This window comes from Telmatobacter bradus (assembly GCF_048629425.1).
Taxonomy (GTDB): Bacteria; Acidobacteriota; Terriglobia; order Terriglobales; family Acidobacteriaceae; genus Telmatobacter; species Telmatobacter bradus.
Map to the genome: position 1 here is coordinate 2537790 of NZ_CP184532.1, position 22919 is coordinate 2560708.

The window sequence follows — 22919 nt, forward strand, 5'->3', positions numbered from 1 at the left end:
AATAGCCCCGGATGAAACCCGGGGCTTGCTGCCACAGGGAGACGGAGCGCCCCTGAGGGGCGCTGTGAAATCCTGCAAAAAGCAGCTTTGAGCCACAGCATCCCACCGCCCCTCAGGGGTGGATTCCAATACTTGAAATCTGCCTACGTTTTACGGTACTTTTGATTCGACTCAAATCTGCCTCAGTTCTACCCCCTCCCCAGCAAAAATTTTCTCGCCTTCAGGAACGGACGTCCGCAAACTCAGCAGATTCAAGGCTTCGCACTGGGCACAAATAGCGCCATGCCCCATGGCGTTTTTTGTCTGGGAAAACGTGCCTCTCCGAGCGGTTAATTCTCTTCCCTGCAAGCAGGATTTTTACTGCAAGGTGCTCATTTTTCGCACATAATGAATTATCTCCAGGTAATTGCGAAGGGTTGACTTGCACGGCGGGCAGATGAAGCTGAAGGTCATTTTGCAAACGCTGATCCTCAGCGTAGCGCTAGCCTGTCTTTCCACTGCCCTATCCCCGGCGCAGCACTACAGCTTTTCCGATTCCTCCAGCGGCCTGGACAACCTGAACATTAACTGTGCCGCCCGGGACAACGATGGCTTCCTCTGGATCGGGACCGACAACGGCCTCTACCGCTTTGACGGCACTCAATACACACGCCTTGGGGCAGCGCAGGGCATGACAGGCCGCTCGATTCAGGACATCCTCATCGAACCGGACGGAAGCATGCTGGTGGGCACCACCGGGGAGATCTTTTTTCGGAACCAGAACGGGCATTTTGAAGAGGTTGGATTGCCCGCATCTGGCAGCCACTTCATTCTGAGCGTCGGCTCCGTCTTCACCGAGTCGCCAGCCGGGCAGATTCTGGTGGCAGACCGCAACAACGTCTATCAGTTACGGCGAGATTCCGCCAGCGCCTTCCGCGCCGTCCCTTTGCAACTGCAAGGCACGCACATCTGGAGCGTGCTCTACGACAACACTGGCGCGCTCTGGTACGGCTGCGACGAGGACCTCTGCAGGCTCTCCGGTGGGCAGATGCAGCGGGTAGGCTCCCTGCTGCATCTGCCGCACGAACACTGGCTTCATATGCTCTTGGACAGCCATGGGCATCTTTGGCTGCGAGGCAACTCGCATATAGAAGAGATAGATCCGGCACAGAACAAAGCATTTGATCGCAATTTGCCCGGTGGCACGGAATCCTCTCTGAGGGTTTCCTTCACCATGGACCGTCAGGGGCGGATCCTGGCCAGCCGTGGGGCGGATTTCGGTCTTTGGGAGAGCGACCACTGGCGGATGATTACGCCCCACAATGGTCTGCCCGGCATTCAGATCTCCACCCTGATCACTGACCGCGACGGCTCCCTGTGGATCGGTCTGGCCGGCCACGGACTCATGCACTGGGTGGGACAGGGAAACTGGGAGGCCTACACCCGCAGCGAAGGGCTCAACGACGACATCGTCTGGCGCACGCTGCGCGATCATGCTGGAAGGCTGTGGATTGCCACCGTAGGCGGTCTGGACTGGCTCGCTCCCGGTTCTGTGCAGGCCCAAACTTGGTTAAGTCCAGGCCTGAACACGAATCATCCACTGGCTTTGGCGGAGGATCGGCAGGGAAACACCTGGACGGGCACCTCCGAAGGACTGCTGGTAAGGATCAATCCGCAGGGCAAGGCCAGCGGCAACTGGAAGCTCCCTGCCAAGATCTACTCGATTCTGGTTGATCCGCAAGACCGGCTCTGGATCGGTACACTGCAGGGGCTTTATCTGGTTTCACCGGATGCGGACGCTCCCGTTCTAGTGAAAGCTGCCGCCTTCCCCCGCCCCACCATGCGCTTCCGCAGCCTTTGCCTGGGAAACCAGGGAGAGATCTGGGCCGTCTCTGAGGAGGCAATCTACCGCTTGAACGCCCACGGCTGGAGCCGCATCGATCCGGGCCTGGGTGGCGTTGTCCCCCTGCACATTGCCGCCGACCATCATGGCAACCTCTGGGCACTGGGCAGCTTCAACGGCCTTGTGCGCCTGCGCATCAGCGGCAATCGCATCACCGAACTCGAGCACATTCTGCGCCCACAACTGCTTTCCGAGCAGGTTGTCGATCTGTTTGTGGACAGCCGCGACTGGCTCTGGGTGGGGCAGGACGCCGGACTTACCGTCTTCAATGGCCATTCCTGGCGTAGTTTTACCCGCAACGACGGCCTGATCTGGAACGACATTGACAGCTACGGGCTGAACGAAGACTGCGACGGAAGCCTTTGGATTGGCACCTCCGGCGGTCTGGCGCACTTGCTGCATCCGGAGTTCATCAACGCCCCGAGCCCGCACATGCCGTCGATTACCATGGCCAGCTTTGGCGCAACGCTCCTGTACAACGGCGCTACGGTGCGCTGGAGTGATTCCGCGCTCACCCTGCAGCTTGCTACGCTCAACTTTCTTGACGGCAACCACCCGCACATCCGCTATCGCCTGCTTGGCCTGGAAGAAACCTGGGTGGACACGGAAAACGAAAAATTGTATTTCCATCGTCTGCCGCCCGGCCATTACGTCTTCCAGGCTCAAACCATGGATCCTGCCAGAGCAACGGCTTCCTCTACCGTGGAATTCGAATTCTGGATCAAGCCAATATGGTGGCAAAGCTGGCAGCTGAAAGCTGTTCTTCTGCTGGGTGGCATCCTGCTGTCCGTACTGCTCTGGCGCTGGCGCGTCCATGTTCTGGTGTGGCAAAAACACCAGCTGCAAGCCGCAATTCTGAACCGGACCCAGGATCTGGAAGCGGAAAAGACCGAATTGCTGCGTACCCGCGAGCTGCTGCGCCACTATGCCGAGCACGATGACCTGACAGGATTGCTGAATCATCGCGTGATCGAAGACCGCCTGCACGGAGAAATCGAACGCTGCCGCCGCGAACAGACCCCGCTGAGCATCCTGATGCTCGACCTGGACCGCTTCAAGCAGATCAACGACACCTACGGGCATCCGGCCGGGGACGCGGTTCTAAGCGAAATTGGTGCCGTGCTGCTGCGCTCGGTGCGCAGCTACGACTGGGTGGGCCGCTACGGAGGTGAAGAGTTCCTGCTGATTCTTCCCGGTTCAGGTTTTACGGCTGCACGGGCGCGCGCCGAGCAGATCCGGCAGGCAATCCAGTCTGCCGTGGCACAGGACAAGGATCATGTATTGCAGGTAACGGCCAGTATGGGCGTTGCCTCGGGCTTTCCCTGCGACGCGCAAAGCATGATCCGCGCTGCCGACAGCGCCCTCTACCGCGCCAAAAACAACGGCCGGAACTGCGTTGTGGCCGTCGAGGTTCTGGACCACTAGAGCAAAATCAGAGTAGCTGACCCCAGAGATAATCCCCTCAAGGGTCTTTTTCTCAAGAAAAATGCTCCAGCAAAGGCACATTTACTCTGATTTTGTTCAAAAATATCAAAAAAACGGCCCCCGATATACGGGGGCCAAGTTGCCTTGGTTCTCTCGCTGTGCGAGAGCTTGGTGGCGGCCGAACGGCTTGCTGCCGGGCGCGCTGAGTTCCTCGGAGAGAGGGGATAAAGGCCTTGCGGCCGCTCCGCGCTGCACCCGATTACCGCATCCTGGGGAATGCCTGTAACCAGGGCCGCCAAACTTGTCTGTCCTGCTGTAGGCTTACTGGTCTGTCTGCGGCCTTCTTCGAGGCCTGCTTGCAAACCTTCCACAGTGGACCAAAAATCATCTGTCGGCAATGCCGACTGGGGAGCCATACGCTCCAACCAGAATCTTTTGATCTGCGCATTTCTGCGAAGTTACTTTGAATAGAGCAATCGTCGTGCCAATCTTAATTTTTCAGCTCGAAAAACCAACTATTTTCTCTATGTTCTTCAAATAAAATATCTTACGAGAAAAGAGAAAATCTTCGCAGCCTATTTGCTACGCTGCGAAGATCTTCTCACGTGTGTATTTTTTACATGGTCGAGTAATTTTTACCATGGTAAAAATTACATACTGCTTGTCAATCCGTGATTAAATACCAGCAACTACTTGCTTTCACTCTCGATTTTGCTCACCGAAAGTTGCACGCCGCTCACATCTTCATTGACCTGAACCTTGGCCTCGGAGCCCTTGTAGTGCTGTATCTTGGAGGCGTCCAGATAGCCCTGCCCTTTTTCCTTCTCTGCCATGGCGTTGGCCACCCGCAGCAGGTAGAGTCCGTTGGGCACATAGTCAAAGGTGCAGGTGCCGTCGTCGTCCACAAATCCGGAGCGCAACGTCTCCTTGCCCTCACTGTCCATCAGCAGTACCTGTGCTACCCCCACTCCTTTGCCAGTGGCGCTCTCTACTACATGCGCTGTCACCGAGTGCATGCCGTCGACCGGGATGGTCAGATCTTCCGCGACCGTTTGCTCGTTTTCGCCCACGGCGATCGCCTTCAAATCCTTTTTGAAGAAGACATTGCCGCTATAGACGCTCAGCCCGTCGCCCATTGCGGTTGCATTGCCCATGGCCTTGGGGTTGGCAACCCCTAGTGCAATCGCCCCCATCAGGTTCTTGCTCAGATTCTTGAGCATGTTCAACGGCAGCTCGACCCGGACTGCATAGCTCCCCGGTGCCAGCCCGGCAATGCGGTAGTGGCCACTATCGTCGGTCATGTAGCCCATCAGCGTGGAATTGGTTGCCGCAGCGCCCAGCGACATCGCGTTTGGTTCAGCGAACTCGCCACTCTTTGTCTTGTAGAGCAGATGGACTTTGACGGCCACGGCCGGGGAACCATCGTCATAGCTGACGGTGCCCTGCAGGACCGCGCCATGGGTCAGATTCACGTCCACATCGGATTTTTTGCCGGCAACTACGGACACAATAGTCAGATCTTTAGCAAAGCTTTTGATTACATCGGCGCTGACCTCGCTCAAGGAAGCCTTATTCAGCTCATTCAGATCACCCCGGGCCAGCGGTGGCACGGCTCCTTGCTGTACGGCCATCACCACGTAGCTGCCCGCCGGAACCTCATCCATGACAAAACGACCATCCAGCCCGGTCGAGGAAAAACATTTGAGGCCACATCCGCCTTTGCTTAACATGGCTACAAAAGGATTTTTGCTTGTAGGCGTCTTGTCTCCTGCAGAAACGAGCTTGAGCAGCGTAACCTGCGCCAACCGTGCCGGGGTTTTGCTGTCGGTGTAAAAGACCCTTCCGGTCAGCGTTCCCTTGCCTGTCTTGTCTTCATCGGAATCCTGCGCATGAGCAACGGTTGCCGCCAGCATGACCAAAAAGCTCAAAAGAATCGCCCAACGTTTCATTGCAAACCTTTCCTGTATTGATTTCTGAGATATGCAACAGTATGCAGGCTGAAAACAAACTTTCGGTCGAATTCCATGCAAAAAAGTGGGCAGCCACGGATAGAGGCTGCCCATAACAGAGGTTGCGAAGTGCTCAGGCCAGCAGGCGCTGGGCGCGCCAGAGAGCGCCTTCCAGCGAAACTACCGGACTGGTGGCTACCGGCATTGCCGGAGCGGCGGACTTGAGAGCGGCAAAAAAGGGCTCGCGCACCAGAGGCATCGTCTCAATGACGCCGCCGGTCCAGGCCAGCGGAATCTCACCGGCGATGTTGTGCTTGCGTTTGAGCTTATCCCGCACCAGCAGCACGAAGTTGGTCAGATCCTGCGCGGCCTGAGCCAGAACCCCCAGAGCCACGGCATCGCCCGCCTCGGCCAGTTCGTTCACGAGGGGCGCGAGCGCGGCAAAGTCGGGAGACGGTGTGCCGTCGCCAACATTGATGAGCTGATCCATGGTCGGCGTCTGCCACAATGCGCCCACCCGCTCCAAAATGGCGCAGGGCTGCTCACGGTCGTAGGCTTGCAGGGCGCGTCGGACGGCATTGACGCCAATCCAATAGCCAGAGCCCTCATCGCCCAGTCGCGAACTCCATCCACCGGCGCTCTCCCGCTTGCCATCGGCCGTGCGGCCAATGGTGTTGGAACCGGTTCCGGCAATCTGCAGAATTCCCGCGCCTCCCCTGAAGGCCGCATCGAGGGCAATTACCTCATCGCCCACTACCTCGGAGCATTCCACACCAAAATCGTTCAATACGGCCGTAACCCACTCTGTAATGCCGGGCATGGAGACACTGGCCACCCCACAGCAGGCGGCGGAAACACCCTGAATGCCGGCCTGGGCATAGGCTTCCTTCAGAACGGAGCGCAGATTGGCCTCGGCCTCTGCAGCGCCCACGCGCAGCCGCTTGATGGAACCACCCACGGCATGCCCAATGATCTTTTCACCATCCAAGATCGAAGCGCGTGTGCGCGTACCACCCCCGTCAATTCCCAGAATCAGGCTCATCGTGCGCCAACTCCTTCCAGACGTCTTCATTTTCATTGAATCGTGGCGCAGAGTGCTATTTGTCCAGCGATCCAACGGTACGTTAACGTTATCAAAGCCTGGTAATCCTTGTCCTCACTTCATTTCGCCTCCGGGCAGACGTTTAGAGCAAATTCAGAATGAGCGTGCAGTCTGAAAGAGTGTGCAGGATGCCGTTTTCTTGAGGAAAACGACACTTCTCCCCATCAACTCCCTCTACAGCAATTCTGGATTTTCTATACCGTCTACCCGGATCATTCTTGTATTGAATGGGTTGTTTTGCCCAATTCTGCACGCAAACGTGCCTCAGCCCTGAGCCAACAGACTTGCCTCACGCAGCCATACCGCACAGTAAGCCTTGCCTGCCAGCTTTAGAGTGGTTTCACCAGAAAAATGGCCCGGCAGCATGGTGCGTTCAAGCGAATTCGTATCCATCAGCTCGGCCGTATAGCTCTTGTCTTTAGGTAAAACAATCGGCAACTCCGCTGGCTGGTGCTCGTCAAAGTAGTAAAAAAAGACGCTGTCGTTCTTCCGTTTGGCCCAGTAGACCGGGTGGTCTCCGCCATAGTCAAAGCCAATGGGGCCCTTGCCCACGGCAAAAGTCTCTTCCAGCAGTTTGCGCAGAAGCGCAATCCGCTGCGGGCTCTTGCCATGCAGTTTGCCACCATGCGACCACCACAAAATGTCTTCATTGCTGAGGAAGGTTTCGCCATGGCCGCAGTATGTCCCAGAAACGGCCGCCATCCAAAAACGGCGAGTCATGGCATCCGCCGAGATATTGCCCCACTGCGCAGAGATGTTGCCCTCATACTTGCACTCATCAAAGACTACTGGCTTCTGCCAGTCTTCACGCCAGATTGCAGCCAATTCCATGCGCGAATCCTGCACGCTGGCGTGCGTACACCAGGTGCGGGTGTAGTCGTACTGGATGTGGCAATAGTGGATGGAGCGCAGATGATTGAAAGGGTCTTCATGCACCAGAATACGCGCGAAGCGGTCCCAGTCATTGCTGGTTTTATCATGCAGCAGATCAAACTCATTGGCCAGCGACCACCACACATTGCGATAGGCCCCAAAGCGAGCGATCACGTAACGCAGATAGCGATCATCCACCTCCGCCGACATGGATTTGTAGCCCCATTTATCGTAAGGATGAAAGAGGATCAGATCGGCTTCAAGGCTCTGGTTACGCAGGGCGAGAATCAGTTTATCGAGGTGCTGAAAGTACTCGACGTTGAAACGAGAAAAGTCATTCGTCTCACCCGAACGCGGAAACGGATAAACAGGCGGCTCTTTTTTGTTGTGCTGGTACCACTTGGGAAAGATGCACATGCGCAGCTTGTTAAAGGCTGAACTGTGGAGCGTTTCGAGCGTCTGCCACTGTACCTCTTCAGGCTGAAAAGCCCAGGCGTAGCAGGTTGTACCGCATTCCGCATAAGGTGTGCCGTCCGCATAGCCAAAGTGAAACTGGTCGCGCACGCTTACCGGACCATGATTGCCCTGCTCTGCGGCAATGCACTCGAATGTGCCAGATTTTCCGTTCAATTCAGCGGCGCTGCTCTGCGTCTGCCAGTTCCATACGCCTGCTTCCTCCGGCATAAAGCGCACCTTATAGGCGCTTGCGCCATCGTAAAATCCAGCCACACGCACCGTTCGATTTTGCAATCGAAACTCAGCTTCAAGCTGCACCTCAAGGAAGGGATTGCCGCCCTCGGGGCCTTGCAGCGTGAGCTCATACACATCCCAACGGGCAACTTTGTCGGAGGCAGATGCCGTACTACGCACTTCAGCCGCAGAAACAAGCGAAGGCGTGGCAGCAGCAGCAACTGCGCACCCGGAGAGCTTTAACAGGTCGCGACGGTTCACGAAATACCTCTTGCAATGGGAGGATTGAGAAAAACTTTTCAAAGATAGCAGATCCATCTAACTTTCTGCCAGCAGGGCCAAGGAATGTGCGCGGCAACCACGCCGGACGCCTGTGGAAACGCATACAATGATCGTCGGACAGACTCTATTCCTACTACTTATCCCTCCGCCCGGAACCCGACCGGGTGGATTGCCAGGAGTTCTCATGGACCGCCGCGATTTTTTAAAGACGACTGGAACCGCTCTTGCTGCCTCGGCTGTTGTGCCCGCTCTGGCGCAGACGCACAAGGCTCCGCATGCCCGCATTGTGCTGCCCATCAACCGCCGCTGGCGCTATAGCCCCAAGGCCACGCCCGAAGCCCGGGAACGCAGCTTTGACGATAGCCACTTTGCCAGTGTGAACGTGCCGCACACCAACCTGCGACTGCCCTGGCACAGCTTTGACGACCGCGCCTACGAATTCGTCAGCATCTATCGCCGACGCTTTCGCATGCCGCAGCCGGCACGTGGCCGCCGTGTTTTTGTCGATTTTGAAGGTGTAATGCTGGCCTCCACCGTGTACCTGAACGGCGTCAAACTGGGCGAATACCGGGGCGGCTACACGCCCTTCAGCTTTGAGCTGACGCAGCAGATCGATTGGGCAGGCGAGAACGTGCTGGCCGTGGAGGTGGACTCCACCGAGCGGCCCGACATTCCTCCCTTCGGCCATGAGGTGGACTACCTGACCTTCGGCGGCATCTACCGCGAGGTTTCGCTGCGTCTGGTTACGCCTACATACATTGAGAACATCTTTGCCCAGCCGAAGAACGTGCTCAGTGGCCAACCCGGGCTCGACGTGCAGTGCTTTCTGGAGAGCGCCACGAAGACGCTTGAAGCCGACTTTGCGCTGGAGGCTGCGCTTTACGACGGCGAGAAGCAGATCGCCAAAGTTACGCAGAAACTGGCTGCGGGCGCTGTGCCTGAATCCGTCACGCTCAGCTTCGACGCGCTGGACGGGATCACGTTGTGGGAGTTGCAATCGCCCAAGCTCTATCGCGTAGAAGTGGCGCTGACCAAAAACAGTCAGCCCATCGATAATGATGCTCGACGCATCGGTTTTCGCGAAGCCAAGTTCACGCCGCAGGGATTTTCTTTGAACGGCAAGATCGTAAAGCTGCGTGGACTGGATCGCCATCAGACCTTTCCGTGGATGGGGCAGGCGATGCCCGGCCGCGTGCAGCGACAGGACGCCGTGATTCTGCGCAAAAAGCTGAAGTGCAACATCGTGCGCACTTCGCACTATCCGCAGTCGCGCCACTTTCTGGACGCCTGCGACGAACTTGGCCTGTTGGTGCTGGAAGAGATTCCTGGCTGGCAGCACATTGGCGATCTGGCCTGGCAGGACGTGGCCGTGGACAACGTGCGCCGGATGATCCGCCGCGACTGGAATCATCCGTCGATTATTCTGTGGGGCGTGCGCATCAACGAATCGCACGACAATCACGCCTTCTACACGCGCACCAATGCGCTGGCGCACCAGCTTGACCCAACACGACAGACCGGCGGCATTCGCAACAAATACGAAAGCGAGTTGCTGGAAGACGTCTTCACGATGAATGACTTCGGCTTTCCGCTGCGTGCGCCCAATCATCCCTGCTACCTGAACACGGAGTTCATTGGCCACACCTATCCAACCAAGACCTTTGACAACGTGGAGCGGTTGCGCGAACACACACTGCGTCATGCGCGCATTCACAATCAGCTGGCTTCGAATCCGCAATTCGCGGGCGGCATTGGCTGGTGCGCATTCGACTACAACACCCACGCCAACTTCGGCTCGGGCGACCGCATCTGCTATCACGGCGTGATGGACATCTTCCGAGAACCCAAGCTGGCTGCGGGTTTCTATCGCTCGCAGTGCGACCCGGCAGAAGAAGTGGTGATTGCCCCGGCCTTCCACTGGGCACGCGGTGATGAGAATTCCAACATCAGCGATGGCGTTGTCTGCTCGAATTGCGAAACGCTGAAGTACTACATTCATGAAAAGCTGATCGCCGAGGTCGAGCCAGACCACAAGGAGTTTCCTCATCTGAAGTACCCACCCTTCCGCGCCAACCTCGCCAAGGCCATGGAAGACTGGGGCGACTTGAAGATCGAGGGCTACATTGGCGGCAAGCTGTCGGGCACATTCACCGCTTCTGGCAAGGCCATCGACAGCAGATTCGAGCTGGTGGCCGACGACACCGAGTTGATGGGCGATGGCGCTGACACAACCCGCGTAGTGCTGCGCGTCACCGATGAGTACGGCGCGATTCGTCCCTTTGCCAGCGAGGCCATTCAGCTGGATGTAGTCGGGCCTGCGGAGATTCTTGGCGACAACCCCTTCGCGCTGGTGGGCGGACAGGGCGCGGTGTGGATTCGTGCCTTCGAAGTCAGCGGCAAGGTCCGGCTCACGGCCAAACATCCTTACTTGGGCACAAAGTCGATTGATATTGATGTTGCGCTGGCCAAAAATGAGCTGCTATAGACTTCAAGGATTCCATGAAGGATTACGCATGAAAGTTTTGATTGCAAAAAGGTTGAAAGGGACAACCTGGTACGCGGCCCTTTCTGCTTTTTCATTTCTTCTTTTGACCTTGGTTCCTGCGTTTGTGTCGTCGGCAGCCGCGCAGAATGCGGACAGCAGCATTCCTGCGAGCGATGTACGCAATACGCAGATCGTTACAACCAACACGCGGCAGCCGCTGCCCAGTTTTCAGTCGCTGTACGCATGGCAGAAGCGCAGTGCCGCGCTGCGGAACCAGATCCTTGTCTCCACCGGGCTTTCACCGCTTCCGCCCAAGAACGATCTGCATGCGCAGGTCTTCGGCAAGATCGAAGGCCAGGGCTACACGATTGAAAAAGTGCTGCTGGAGACTTTTCCCGGATTCTATCTGGGGGGCAATCTCTACCGGCCCGTAAATGGCCACGCCAAACATCCGGGCATTGTGAGTCCGCACGGGCACTGGAGCTATGGCAGGCTGGAGAATCAGCCGGTCTTCTCCGGGCCATCGCTCGGCATCAGTCTGGCGCGGCAGGGCTACGTAGTTTTTGCCTACGACATGGTGGGCTACACCGACACGCTGCAGATTCCGCATCGCTTTGGCAGCGCAGAGATGCGGCTGTGGGGCCTGGGGCCGCTTGGTTTGCAGTTGTGGAACTCGATCCGCGCCGTAGACTTCGTCACTTCCCTGCCCGATGTGGACGCAAACGACATTGGCGCGACTGGCGCATCGGGCGGCGCTTCGCAAACCTTTCTGCTGGCAGCCGTCGATGAGCGTATTCACTTCAGCGCACCGGTCAACATGATCTCTTCCTTCAAGCAAGGCGGCGATCTGTGCGAGAACCAGGCTGGCTTGCGCATTGGCACCAACAACGTGGAGCTGGCCGCGATCAGCGCTCCGCGTCCTATGCTGATGGTTTCCGACACTAAGGATTGGACGCGCAACACACTGCGCGATGAGTACCCGGCCATCCACTCCATCTATGCGCTCTACGGCAAGCCCGATGCGGTGGAGGCGGTGCAGATCGAAGCTCCGCACAACTTCAACCGTGAGAGCCGCGAGGCGGTTTATCGCTTCTTCGCCAAGCTGCATCCGGGCTTGAGCGACGCGAAAGATCTGGTGGAGCATGACATTTCCATTCCACCGCTGGGCGATTTGATGGCGCTCTACAATCATCCTTTGCCCGCAGATGCAGTGGACCTGAATGGATTCTTCGATACATGGCGGGCGATGAGCACAACACAGAACGCAGCTCTGCACGACGACAAACTTTTACGCGAACGTTTGCGCCAGACGTTGGCGGTGGAGCTTCCCACACATGTGGACGCTGCTCAGGAGGGCAATAACCTCGTGCTCACCCGTGGCAATGGCGACCGGTTGCAGGCGGTCAGGATCAAGGGCAACGGCAAGGGTCCGATCGAGATCGTGCTTGATCCTGAAGGTTCGGCCAGTGCACTCCAGAGCGAGGCCGTAGCAGCCTTGCGCAAGCAGAAGCGCGACGTGCTGGTGCTCGATGTCTTTCAGACTGGTTCGGCCAAGGCTCCACGGGATGGCGAGGATCATCCTGCCGCAACCGAAGATCCTGGAAACGGCGGCGGGCCGATGTTCCTGACCTACAATGTGAGCGATGATCAGGCCCGTGTGCAGGACGTGCTGACGGCCATTGCCTATGCTCAGCAGCTTGGCCGCGCAGTGAAGATTCACTCATCCGGCGATGCGGCTTTGTGGGCACTGTTTGCCGATGCTGCGCTCGATGGCTTTGTAGAGAGGGTTGCTGAAAATGTGCCTGAGCTACGCAACGACGAGGACTACCTAAAGCACTTCAACGTTCCGGAAATCGAGCGGGCGGGTGGCGTGGAAGTGGCACGGCAGCTATCCACAAAAAAACTGCGGGAACAACTTCACGCTCAGCCGCTCCCTTGCGATTGGGGATGTGGAAAGTAGTTCGTGCTTTCCCAGGTCCAAAAATCGGGACCTGGGGCACCCAGAGTCTTGCCTGCGGGATTTCTTTAAAAACTAATCGAACTTGATTTGGTAGACGGCGTTGCCATGCGCTGGCAAGGTCACGGAAATCTCCTTGCCGGGCTTGGTTTCGCTATCGTCCCAGGCATTGAGCGCGGAATGCTTTGCGCCGTCGAGTCCGAGCTGCTTCCAGGTGGTGCGCAGCGTGACAGGCTTGTCATCCAGATTGAAGAAACCGAAATATTCCGTGTAGCCGCGCGCACCGGGCTCGTTGATGCTGGCCCGCCAGACACGGGCATTCTCAAAACCCGCGCCCAGAGTCGTGGAATCGACCGGGCGGCTGTAGGTTGCGTTCTGATCGATGAAGACCAGCGTCTGATTGGTAACGAGCGAACGGGTGAAGTCGTCGAGCTTGGTCAGATTCGCGCCCAGAATCAGCGGCGAGCGGGTGATACACCAGAGGGCAAACTCACTGCGCTGCTCGTCCTGCGTGGTGCGTGCCTGACGGGCCTCGCCCAAGCCGGGATGCGGGCCCAAATAACCGAGCGGTAACATGTCGGCATCAGGCCAGCTATCGGGCCCCACGTAGGTATACCACTTGGCCAGACGGTCGAAGTCCTGCTTGGTGCCAAAGCCAAACTCATCGCCCGGCTTGTCGTGCTTGAGTGAGTTCCACAGATCCCAGTGGTCGTCGGAGATGCGCCACATCTGCGCATATTTCTGCACATCCATGGCCAGCTTGACGTTGGTCGGTCCCGGCGAAAGGCTCAGCACCATGGGGCGGCCACTTTTGCGAATGGCCTCGGCGATCTGACGAATTTCGCTGGGACGATAAGGATGATCGCTGATGCAATCGACCTTCACAAAATCCAGACCCCACTTAGCAAAGAGGCGGAACATGGAGTCGTAATAGGCCTGCCCGGCAGCGTTGTCCGCCACACCCCAGTTGCCCTGATCCCATGGGCAGGGACTGGTCTGGTCAGCGGCATCGACCGCGTGAAAGCTGCTGCCGGCAATGGGCAGATTGGCATCGACCGCCTGGCGGGGAATGCCGCGCACGATATGCACGCCGAACTTCATGCCCTGCCGGTGTACCCAGTCGGCCAGCGGCTTGAAGCCCGCGCTACTTGCGGCGGAAGGAAAGCGCTCCGGGTCAGGAATCAGCAGGCCATTTTTATCCAATACGTAGCGCATCTCGGCAATGCTCTTGCCGGTAGGGTTGGCCATGTACCAGCCCTCGTCAATGACGGCGTACTTGTAGCCAGAGCCCTGCAGACCGTTGAGAACGGCAACATTGGCGCGGAAGTCGGCCTCGTCGATGGTGAGGCCATAGGAATCCCAACTGTTCCATCCCATGGGCGGGGAGGGGGCAAGATTCTGCGCGGAAAGCGTGGAGGCGTAAAGGACCAAGGCGGAAAAAAGGACGAGAAAAATCTTGCAGCGTCGCATGGCTAGACGTATACCACAGCGGAGTTCCCGCCGTGTACCCCCAAAAATCATTTGCCGCTGAAGAACCTCCTCCAGCGGCAAAATGATCTGCATATGAAAATAGGTTTTACGCCGTGAATTTACACCGTGAACTGATCCACGGCTTCCTTGACCCGCTCAACCATGGGCGCAAGAATCTCAATCTTGCTGGTGGTGTGTTGCACCGCAGAAAGGCTCTGCTCGGTCATGGCCGCCACTTGCGAGATGTTCTGCCCAATGTCGTTCATGGCCTCGGTCTGCTGCGAGGATGCCGTGGCAATCTCCGTGACGCGGCGTACGGCATCGCCAATCAGTTCATTAATACCATCGAGCGAGTGCTTTGCCTCAACCACCATGTTCAGGCCATCCTGCACCTGCGTAGAACCATTGCGCATACCATCAATGGCTCGATCGCTATCGCTCTTGATCTTCTGCAGCAGCGAGTCAATGTGCGCCGTGGCCTGGGTGGTACGATCCGCCAACCTGCGAACCTCATTGGCCACCACCGCAAAGCCGCGGCCAGCCTCACCGGCGCGCGCCGCCTCGATGCTGGCGTTGAGCGCAAGCAAGTTGGTCTGGTCGGCAATTTCACGGATTGCGCCAGCAATCGCACCAACCTCCGAAGAGCTTTTACCTAAGGCCTCCACGCTACCGGAAGCCGCCTGAATGGCCGTGGCCAGACGCTGAATCTCTTCAGATGCACGGGCCGAAACCCCGGCCCCTTCCGTGGCCTTCCGGCCGCTGGAGCCCATCAGCGTTTCGGTCTCATGCAGATGCTGGGAAACTTCACGAATGGTCAGGCCAAGCTCGGTAGTGGCAGCCGCGACCGAACTGGTGGAATCATTCTGTGAGTTCGCAGCCTGATTGATCTCCTGGATGGCCTTGAGGATCTCTGCCGTGGAAGAACGCACCTGACCGAGCGCATCATCAATGCAGTGCATGCTGGACTGCATCCAGGCCTGCAGCAAGGCCTGCTTGTGACCGATTTCGCCGATGGCGTCTTCCCGCTGCGCGGTACAAAGCTGCTTAAGGTTACCGCTGCCCAGCACGGTGTCAAGATGCTCACCGAGCTTGCGCAAATAGCCCTTCAGCGCAGGCAGAAAACCAAGCAGCATATAGAGCGCGTGCAACCCGCTCAGGCCTACCAAACCTCCCAGAAGAAAGCGCAGGGCAAGGGGGAAATCTGCGACCCAGGCAAGAACGCCCGCTGCCAGCGTTGCGACGGAAAAAATCCCTGCCAGAGTCATCTGACAATCATAGCGACGCCACAGAACAGAGAGCGGCGAACGCACAGGCAAAGCACGCCCTTGATCGACGCGCAGCGACGAATTACCGCTCTGAATCAGTTTGTAGGCGTTCTCTGCAACTGTAATCTGCACCCGTTCCGGCCGCTGACGATGCGATTGATAGCCAACAATCCGGCCATTTTTACGCAGTGGTGAAACCGTGGCCGCCACCCAGTAGTAGCCACCATCCTTGCGCCGATTCTTAACCAGCCCGCGCCATGGCCGGCCCTCCTTCAACGACTTCCACATGTCAGCAAATGCCTCTTTGGGCATATCAGGATGGCGTACCATATTATGAGGCTTACCCATCAATTCTTCTTCACTATATCCACTGAGCTGAATAAATGAATCATTGACAGAAGTAATGCGCCCTTGCAGGTCGGTCTGTGAATAGATGAGGGTATTTTCTGGAACTACAGTTTCAACGCTTGTTACACGGAGTATGGAAGGCATGGCACACTTTCTCCCGGCCCTATCACGGGTCTCTCTAGGGATCATCGGCGAAGAAATCAAGAAGAACAGCCCCAGTAGCTCTTCTGTAATCCTTCCTTCCGTAACGTCAAGAAATAATTGTCATACACAAAGAAACAGGCGTCATACACCTCAGGTTTGTCCATTTCTGCACCAACCATGTTTGTAACAAAAAAAACATCTACATCCGGTATTCTGTTCTGTCTGGAGCATTTTCGGAATACACGTAGACTTTTTAAGGATGTGCAACGTGCCTTTTCTTAAGGCAATGACGCTTAGTTGCACCTTTCGGTCTACATCTGTCTGAAAAGCCGATAGCCCTCAAGGAGCACATGCACATGATGCACAACAGCCGTTTTGTTTTTCTAGCATCGAGTTTTCTCTGCTGCGTTCTGACGACGGTTCCCGTCCTGGCGCAAAAAGCTGCGACTACCAACAGCGAGACGACAGCTCTGATGGTCAGCGATGTGCATTTTGAGGCATTCCGTGATCCGGCCAAAACAGCCAGCCTTCTGAGCACCCCGGTCACAGGCTGGCAGGCGATTCTGGACTCGCCCGCCTCGCCGGACCGCGATACACGCTGGCAGGAAGTGGAAACCAGCTGTCATACCCGCGGGCAGGATACGGATGAGGCGCTGTTCAACTCCAGCCTGCAGGCGATGGCCAGCCAAGCTGCCCGCAGCGGCTTTGCCACCGTCAGTGGCGATCTACTGGCCCACGCCTTCGATTGCAAGTTCCACGCCGTGCTCCCCAAGGCCAGCGAGACCGACTACCGTACCCTCACTGAAAAGACCATTGAATATGTTCTGCTGCGTCTGCGCCAGAGCTTGCCCGGTGTGCCAACCTACGCCGCGCTCGGCAACAATGACAGCGACTGTGGCGACTATCAACTGGACGAAAAGAGCGCCTTCCTCAAGGATCTGGCACCCACCTTTGTGGCCGATGTTCCGGCGGGAGAACGCACCCAAGCGGTTGCGGATTTTGCCGCGCTCGGTTCCTATCGTGTTTCGCTGCCTGGCAGCGCGAATAGCACACAGATGGCCATCCTTGACGACCTGTTTTTCTCCCGCAAATACGCCGCCTGCAGCGGCAAGCCACATCCCGAGGCGGGCAACCTGATGCTCGCATGGCTCAATCAGCAGATCGACGCTGCACGACAGAACAGTCGTCCGCTGTGGGTGATGGGGCACATTCCCACTGGCATCGATTCCTACTCGACCGTCACCAAGATGCGCAATGTCTGCGCCGGGCAGAAGCCGGAGCTGTTTCTTTCGTCGGACGATCTTGCGGCCAGCATGGCCAATGCCGGCGACGTAATTCGACTGGCCATCTTCTCGCATACGCACATGGACGAGATGCGTCTGCTGGCTCCCTCCAAAGAGAACGTAGCCCGCGGCCCGGTGCCCATGAAACTGGTTCCCTCGATTTCGCCGATCAACGGCAATCACCCTTCGTTTACTCTGGCGCGGATCGATGCGGCCTCGGGCGTACTAAAGGATTATCGTGTGGTGGCCAGCGCAGACGAGAAAGGGAGCTCCTGGGCTGAGAGCTACGACTACGCCAAGACCTATGGCCTAGCGGACTTTTCCGGAATCTCTGCCACTCGCCTGATCAAGACGCTGGAAGAAGATCCGCAGGCGCAGGGTGGGGCCAGCCAAGCCTATTTACAGGCCTACTATCTGCGTGGATCGGCGGATTTGCTCAAACTCTTCTGGCCGCAGTACATCTGCTCACTCGCTCATCCCACGGCCGAAGACTATCGTAGCTGCCTCTGCGCGACAAAGCACTAAATAATGAAGCGTGGAACAGCTGCTCCATTCACAAGCTGATTGACTACGTGCAGTTCTGCGGCATTCAGCCTGCAGCTACCAGCGAAGTGGCAGAGATCAAGAATGGCATTGCGCAGATTTCGGTGCGCGAGCTCAAGCGCCGCATCGACGCAGACGAAGATCCTTACCTCCTTGATGTGCGCGAACCCTTCGAGTACAAGATTGTCAACCTCGGCGGACAGCTGATTCCACAAAACGATGTGCCCAATCGTCTGGCCGAAATTGACCGCAACCGCGAGATCATCGTGCAATGCAAGGTGGGTAGACGCAGCCAGCGCATTGCCGAAATTCTCAAGCAAAGCGGCTACGAACGGGTCATAAATCTGGCCGGAGGCATCATCGTCTGGGCCACGGAAATCGATCCCGCCATGAAGAAATATTAGTTCTCTAACAGTTTGAACGTGTACCAACACTGGCTCTCCCAGGTCCCGATTTTGGGACCTGGGAAAGCACAATCTCAAGATAAGAATTTATATTGCCAGAAAGCTTAAGAAAAGCCCGCATGCTCAAAACTGAAAATTCTCCCTGTGGAAAACTCTTCCTTCTTTTTATTCGATAAACCCGAGATTGCGAAAACTGTTCATAAAGAAGCTAACGCGGAAGCGGGTTGCGCCAATCATCTTTGCCAGCTCCTCTTGGATAAATATTGCAATATATATGTTCCTTGCGTTGATGACGAAGTTCGCTCTCCAAAGAGAGGAATCGAAGGTCCCTCCTCACCCTTTAACACCCTTGATAGCCTTCTTGCCTGAAGCCTTTTTTTTGCTTTAACTGGTGCCAGCATCGGGATCAGTTTTTTTGCAACCGGCGTTCCCAGCCCAGTGCAAGCATCCCAACCGGGCCTTGCCAAGAATGCGCCATTGTTTCCTTGTGTAATGTCATTGAACGCTGCAGCAGCCTTGGCAGCATAGAGCACCGGCTGAATGAATCCGACCTGCGCACCCAGTTGTTGATTGGCAACTGCGATCAGGCCAGCCCACAGCGGAGCAACCGCGCTGGTGCCACCGATCACCGTCGTCTCTCCATCCACCCTGATCGTGTAGCCAGTAGTCGGATCGGCATCACCAGCTACGTCCGGAATACCACGTCCACCATTGCTTGTGCTGGCTGCAGGCACCTTCGCATTTGCCTGCCAACTTGGCAAAGGAAATACATAGCTGATCCCGCCGCCGGTCGCGCCTTCCTTATTGGCGAGTTGATTCCAAACCACCTCAGAAGATATTGTTGCTCCATTTGCTATCAGTTTTGTTCCGCCGCAGGCTAGTACATGTGGGCTTGATGCTGGAAAGTCCACATTCTCTCCTGCACTTCCATCTGTCGATCCGTTGTCCCCTGCAGCTACCGTGATTGTGATTCCCAGCGCTGCCGCAGACTGGCATGCTGCATCCAGCGCAGCCATCGACTGCGCAGTCCAACTCGATTCCGGCCCTCCCCAGCTGATTGAAATTACACTTGGCTTGTTGGTTGTGTCGTGCACTGCTGTGGTAATGGCGTCAATAAAACCCTGATCCGTATTCGGTGTAAAGTAGACAGCGATCTTTGCTCCGGGCGCAACGGCCGCAGCAACCTCAATGTCCAGCATGACCTCTCCATCAGCCCCCGAGGCAGTCGATGGAGTATTCTTCCCATTGTCCACACTTACAGATGTAATGACTGGTGCCGGAATTCCCAACGTATTGAAATAAGCAGTTAGGTCTTTTTGTCTGTATCCGCCCCCCAGTTCGATGATGCCAATCGTTTGGCCTGCACCGCTGGCGTTTGCGGGGAATTGATAGGCTTCGGCCACCTGTACGGGTGTGTAATTGACGGATGCTGCAGCAGACTTTTTCTGCGTCCCGAGAAGCCGGAAGTGCGGCTTGGCCTGCGGTCTGTTGTCCAGCCCGAGCACTGCCACTACTGCGCCTGCAAGCGATTTCGGAAGGTAAATTTCACCCTCGCGCACGCGGTACTCGACCCCATCGATTATCTTCTGCGTAAGCGCCACGCCAAAAGCCTTCTGGATGTCGGACGCCGTGCCCGTTAGTTGCACCGTGCGCCGCACTGACAATGCAGGATCAGGTTCAATCTTCAAATTTAATTCGCGCGCAAATGCCTTTACCAACTTCAGCGAATCAGGATCTGCCGCATGGTGTCGTTTGTACTCCGTACGTGTCACACGAACGGGTCCGTACGCCCGGCCACTGCGCCTGTTAATCTTTAGTTCTTCCTTCCGCTTCAATAGGACGGAGACCGTAACCTTCGACTTCGCCGATGTTGGCTTCACATGGACAGCGCCCCCTGCAGCGTTTTTTTTGCTACCGGGAAGTACGATTCGCTCTTGCTCCGCGAAGCTTTTTTTCCTGTCATGCACAGTGGGTTTGCGGGGGGATTTTGCCATGAAGCACCTCATTTCACGCCCTACTACTCAAATCTTCACCATCTATAAAAGAAAACACCTGATAGGTTTGGATCATAGTATAGTATTCACAAATTGCAAGCAGAAACTCATGAATGGCCAAGGCAACTACGCACGCATCAGAAAAATTATTCCAAGGATGCAACAGTTCAACTATTCACATATTTTCTTTACGCCATGCGTCAACAGTGCGACTAAAATTACCACGATGATGAACCGATAGTGCCAACGATACACTGGCCACAGAAAAGTCTCCCGATTCCGCCATGGAAGACTTTCCCCATCTTCGCTTGCGAGGTGAATTTATGGAGATCGAAATGATTCAACTGACAACGCCCATCGACGACGCTGTATCTTACACGCTCATTACCGAACCTGATCGGAGTCTGACCGCAATCTACAACTTGCTCTCTTCCGCCAAGAAATCCATTGACATAACCATGTATGAACTCTCAGACACCACCGTCACTTCACTGCTTTCAACTGCTGCAGCCAACGACGTGATTGTCCGGATCATCCTCGACCAGAACAACGAAAAAGCCAACAACACAACAGCCTTCAACTACCTTCAGGCGCACGGCATTTCTGTTCATTGGGCTAACCCCGCCTATGCCTGCACGCATCAGAAGACGATTACCATTGATCAGTCCGTTTCAGCTATCATGACCCTCAACCTTACCCCGGAGGACTACGCCACCACCCGCGACTTTGCTGTCATTACCAACAACGCCGCCGACGTTGCAGCTATTGAGGCAACCTTCAATGCCGATTTCACCCACGCCTCCATCACCCCTTCTGTTGGCGACAACCTTGTCTGGAGCCCTACCAATTCACGCACTGCGCTCACCGCGCTCATCAACGAAGCAACAAAATCACTGCTTATCTCTCAAGAAGAATTTTCCGACGTGGGTATTCAGAACGCGATTGAAGCAGCCCTCAAGCGTGGCATATCCGTTACCTTGGTGCAGGAAAATCTTGGGGGCAAGTACTCCTCCGTCCTAAACACACTCAAGAGCCTCGGTGCGCAGATTGCTGTATTCAGTTCTAAAACAGGCTATTACATTCACGCGAAGACAGTGCTTGCCGACTATGGCACGGCGCAGGCTAAGCTCTTCGTGGGTTCGGAAAACTTCTCTACGGATTCGCTCAACAAAAATCGCGAGTTGGGAATCATCTTCTCTGACCAGACCTGCATGTCGGGCGTTCATACTGCGATTACCGCTGACTACAATAACGGGACCAAGTTCTAACTGAGCCCGCATCCTTCCATTTCTGGTGTAAGGAGTGTGCACTTTTGCTCACATATTTCAGACTCACACTCCAAGAACGACCAACAGAATGGATGTATTTTTTTAGAACCAAAGATTGAACCGAATCGGAGCTACAATGATCCTGGAGTGATGAACGCGTCGCCACTTCAGAGGGATTCGCGTCTGTATGCGGACTATTGTTACTACCGACCCTATTGCATTCGTCGCTGCTCGTCCCCCCCTTCCTGATTCAGTTACTGGTGAAAATAGTTTTCTCTCTCATTCTCCAGCGGCTGCTGGCACTCATGAAATCCTTATGGGCCGTGCCGCCACTCGGAACCAGGGCATTAACTGGCTAACGCTTGTGGTCATGATTGCCTTTCATCTGGGTGCGTTAGCAGCCTTCTTCTTCTATACATGGCAGAGGCTTGCAGTCATGTTGGTCCTATATGTGGTTGCGATCAATGTCGGCGTGGGCATGTGCTACCACCGCTTGCTGACACACCGCGGCTACCAGGTTCCCTGGTGGTTGGAATACATCATGACCGTTTGTGCTTCACTGGCGCTTGAAGGCGGCCCGATCTTCTGGGTTTCCACCCATCGTCTGCATCACCAGAAAAGTGATCATGCAGGGGATCCACACACGCCCCGTGAGGGAGGATTTTGGGCCCACACCGGATGGATCTTGTTCGGCAATGCGTTGCATGCACAGACTGCTCTGCTCAACCACTATGCTCCTGATCTGAGCCGTGTCCGTTTTCATGTATGGATCAGTAAATTTCACTGGATTCCACTGACCGCAAGCGGCCTTGTACTCTTTGGCCTGGGATGGCTTACCGGTGGACCACGAAACGCCATTGGAATGCTGCTCTGGGGAGCCTTCCTGCGCGTAACGCTTGGACTTCATGCCACATGGCTAGTCAATTCGGCAACCCATATGTGGGGCCGCAGACGCTTTGATACGCACGACCGTTCGCGCAACAATTGGTGGGTGGCATTGTTCACAGGGGGTGAGGGATGGCACAATAACCATCACGCTAATCCGGTCTCTGCGCGTCACGGATTGGCCTGGTATGAGATCGACGTCAACTACTGGGGCATCTGGTTACTCTCCAAAGTTGGCCTTGCCCGTAAGATCAAAATTGCTAAGATCGCTACCACCCCTTAGACGGGTCAACCCGCTTTAATGCCTCAGTAGATCACGTTGCACCAACTTTTCGTATCCAAATATCGGCGTGTTCATCATGCCTTTCCGGAGTTGCAGCGTAGAAGCCTGGGTCAAGTAATCCACGCCTTGCTTGATAAGTCTCTGCTTGGTTCTTTCCCGCCACATGATACGCTGTACAGCCCATTCCAAGGTGCGTAGTGGAATGGAAAGGTACTACCTATTACGGATTCAACTGCCCCACAGGGACGGCTAAGAAATGTTGTGCTAACTACGACAGAAACTCATAATATAATACATATCAGCCACTTACGCAGTGTTCGTTCTGACACTAAACACGCCGGAATGTTGTAAGGCAAAGCATGGCTTTTGCAAAAAAGCGGGTTCGCA

13 protein-coding genes are annotated in these 22919 nt (G+C 56.0%); 7 read left to right on the plus strand and 6 right to left on the minus strand.

Annotated features, from left to right (window positions below):
- Positions 1–436: 436 nt before the first annotated feature.
- Positions 437–3307, plus strand: coding sequence for a diguanylate cyclase (locus tag ACOBR2_RS10600; RefSeq protein ID WP_420236089.1), 2871 nt, complete (start codon positions 437–439; stop codon positions 3305–3307).
- A 689-nt stretch (positions 3308–3996) separates the two neighbouring features.
- On the opposite strand, the gene ACOBR2_RS10605 is transcribed toward ACOBR2_RS10600, so the two are convergent.
- The 3 genes from ACOBR2_RS10605 to ACOBR2_RS10615 all read right to left on the minus strand — a co-directional run bounded on the left by ACOBR2_RS10605 (position 3997) and on the right by ACOBR2_RS10615 (position 8182).
- A complete protein-coding gene (locus ACOBR2_RS10605) occupies positions 3997–5256 on the minus strand; it encodes a hypothetical protein (RefSeq protein WP_420236090.1) in 1260 nt (419 codons plus the stop codon).
- A gap of 133 nt (positions 5257–5389) precedes the next feature.
- Positions 5390–6298: an N-acetylglucosamine kinase gene (locus tag ACOBR2_RS10610; RefSeq protein WP_420236091.1), complete on the minus strand. Its 909-nt coding sequence runs from the start codon at positions 6296–6298 to the stop codon at positions 5390–5392.
- Positions 6299–6622: 324 nt separating this feature from the next.
- Complete coding sequence (locus ACOBR2_RS10615; RefSeq protein WP_420236092.1) at positions 6623–8182, minus strand: DUF5060 domain-containing protein; 1560 nt, start codon at positions 8180–8182, stop codon at positions 6623–6625.
- Between the two features lie 205 nt (positions 8183–8387).
- Here ACOBR2_RS10615 and ACOBR2_RS10620 point away from each other — a divergent pair, with 205 nt between their 5' ends.
- Positions 8388–10688 (plus strand): glycoside hydrolase family 2 TIM barrel-domain containing protein, encoded by a 2301-nt coding sequence (locus ACOBR2_RS10620; RefSeq protein ID WP_420236093.1) that lies wholly within the window; start codon positions 8388–8390, stop codon positions 10686–10688.
- Positions 10689–10791: 103 nt separating this feature from the next.
- On the plus strand, positions 10792–12648 hold the full coding sequence (locus tag ACOBR2_RS10625; RefSeq protein ID WP_420236094.1) for an alpha/beta hydrolase family protein: 1857 nt from the start codon (positions 10792–10794) through the stop codon (positions 12646–12648).
- 72 nt (positions 12649–12720) lie between these two features.
- On the opposite strand, the gene ACOBR2_RS10630 is transcribed toward ACOBR2_RS10625, so the two are convergent.
- Positions 12721–14115 carry a glycoside hydrolase family 27 protein gene (locus ACOBR2_RS10630; RefSeq protein ID WP_420236095.1) on the minus strand — a complete coding sequence of 465 codons (1395 nt, stop codon included), beginning with the start codon at positions 14113–14115 and terminating at the stop codon, positions 12721–12723.
- Between the two features lie 119 nt (positions 14116–14234).
- A complete protein-coding gene (locus ACOBR2_RS10635) occupies positions 14235–15872 on the minus strand; it encodes a methyl-accepting chemotaxis protein (RefSeq protein ID WP_420236096.1) in 1638 nt (545 codons plus the stop codon).
- Positions 15873–16228: 356 nt separating this feature from the next.
- On the opposite strand from ACOBR2_RS10635, the gene ACOBR2_RS10640 reads away from it, so the two are divergent.
- Together ACOBR2_RS10640 and ACOBR2_RS10645 are read left to right on the plus strand one after the other, a co-directional pair.
- Positions 16229–17680, plus strand: a complete 1452-nt coding sequence (locus tag ACOBR2_RS10640) for a hypothetical protein (protein ID WP_420236097.1) — start codon at positions 16229–16231, stop codon at positions 17678–17680.
- A 47-nt stretch (positions 17681–17727) separates the two neighbouring features.
- Complete coding sequence (locus tag ACOBR2_RS10645; protein WP_420236098.1) at positions 17728–18102, plus strand: rhodanese-like domain-containing protein; 375 nt, start codon at positions 17728–17730, stop codon at positions 18100–18102.
- Between the two features lie 233 nt (positions 18103–18335).
- Here ACOBR2_RS10645 and ACOBR2_RS10650 read toward each other — a convergent pair whose 3' ends face one another.
- The gene (locus ACOBR2_RS10650; protein ID WP_420236099.1) at positions 18336–20096 is read right to left on the minus strand and encodes a S53 family peptidase; all 1761 of its coding nucleotides are present in this window, start codon (positions 20094–20096) and stop codon (positions 18336–18338) included.
- Between the two features lie 335 nt (positions 20097–20431).
- Here ACOBR2_RS10650 and ACOBR2_RS10655 point away from each other — a divergent pair, with 335 nt between their 5' ends.
- On the plus strand, positions 20432–21364 hold the full coding sequence (locus ACOBR2_RS10655; RefSeq protein ID WP_420236100.1) for a phospholipase D-like domain-containing protein: 933 nt from the start codon (positions 20432–20434) through the stop codon (positions 21362–21364).
- 316 nt (positions 21365–21680) lie between these two features.
- Entirely contained in the window at positions 21681–22532 is an 852-nt protein-coding gene (locus ACOBR2_RS10660; protein ID WP_420236101.1) for an acyl-CoA desaturase, read from the plus strand.
- The last annotated feature ends 387 nt before the right edge of the window (positions 22533–22919 follow it).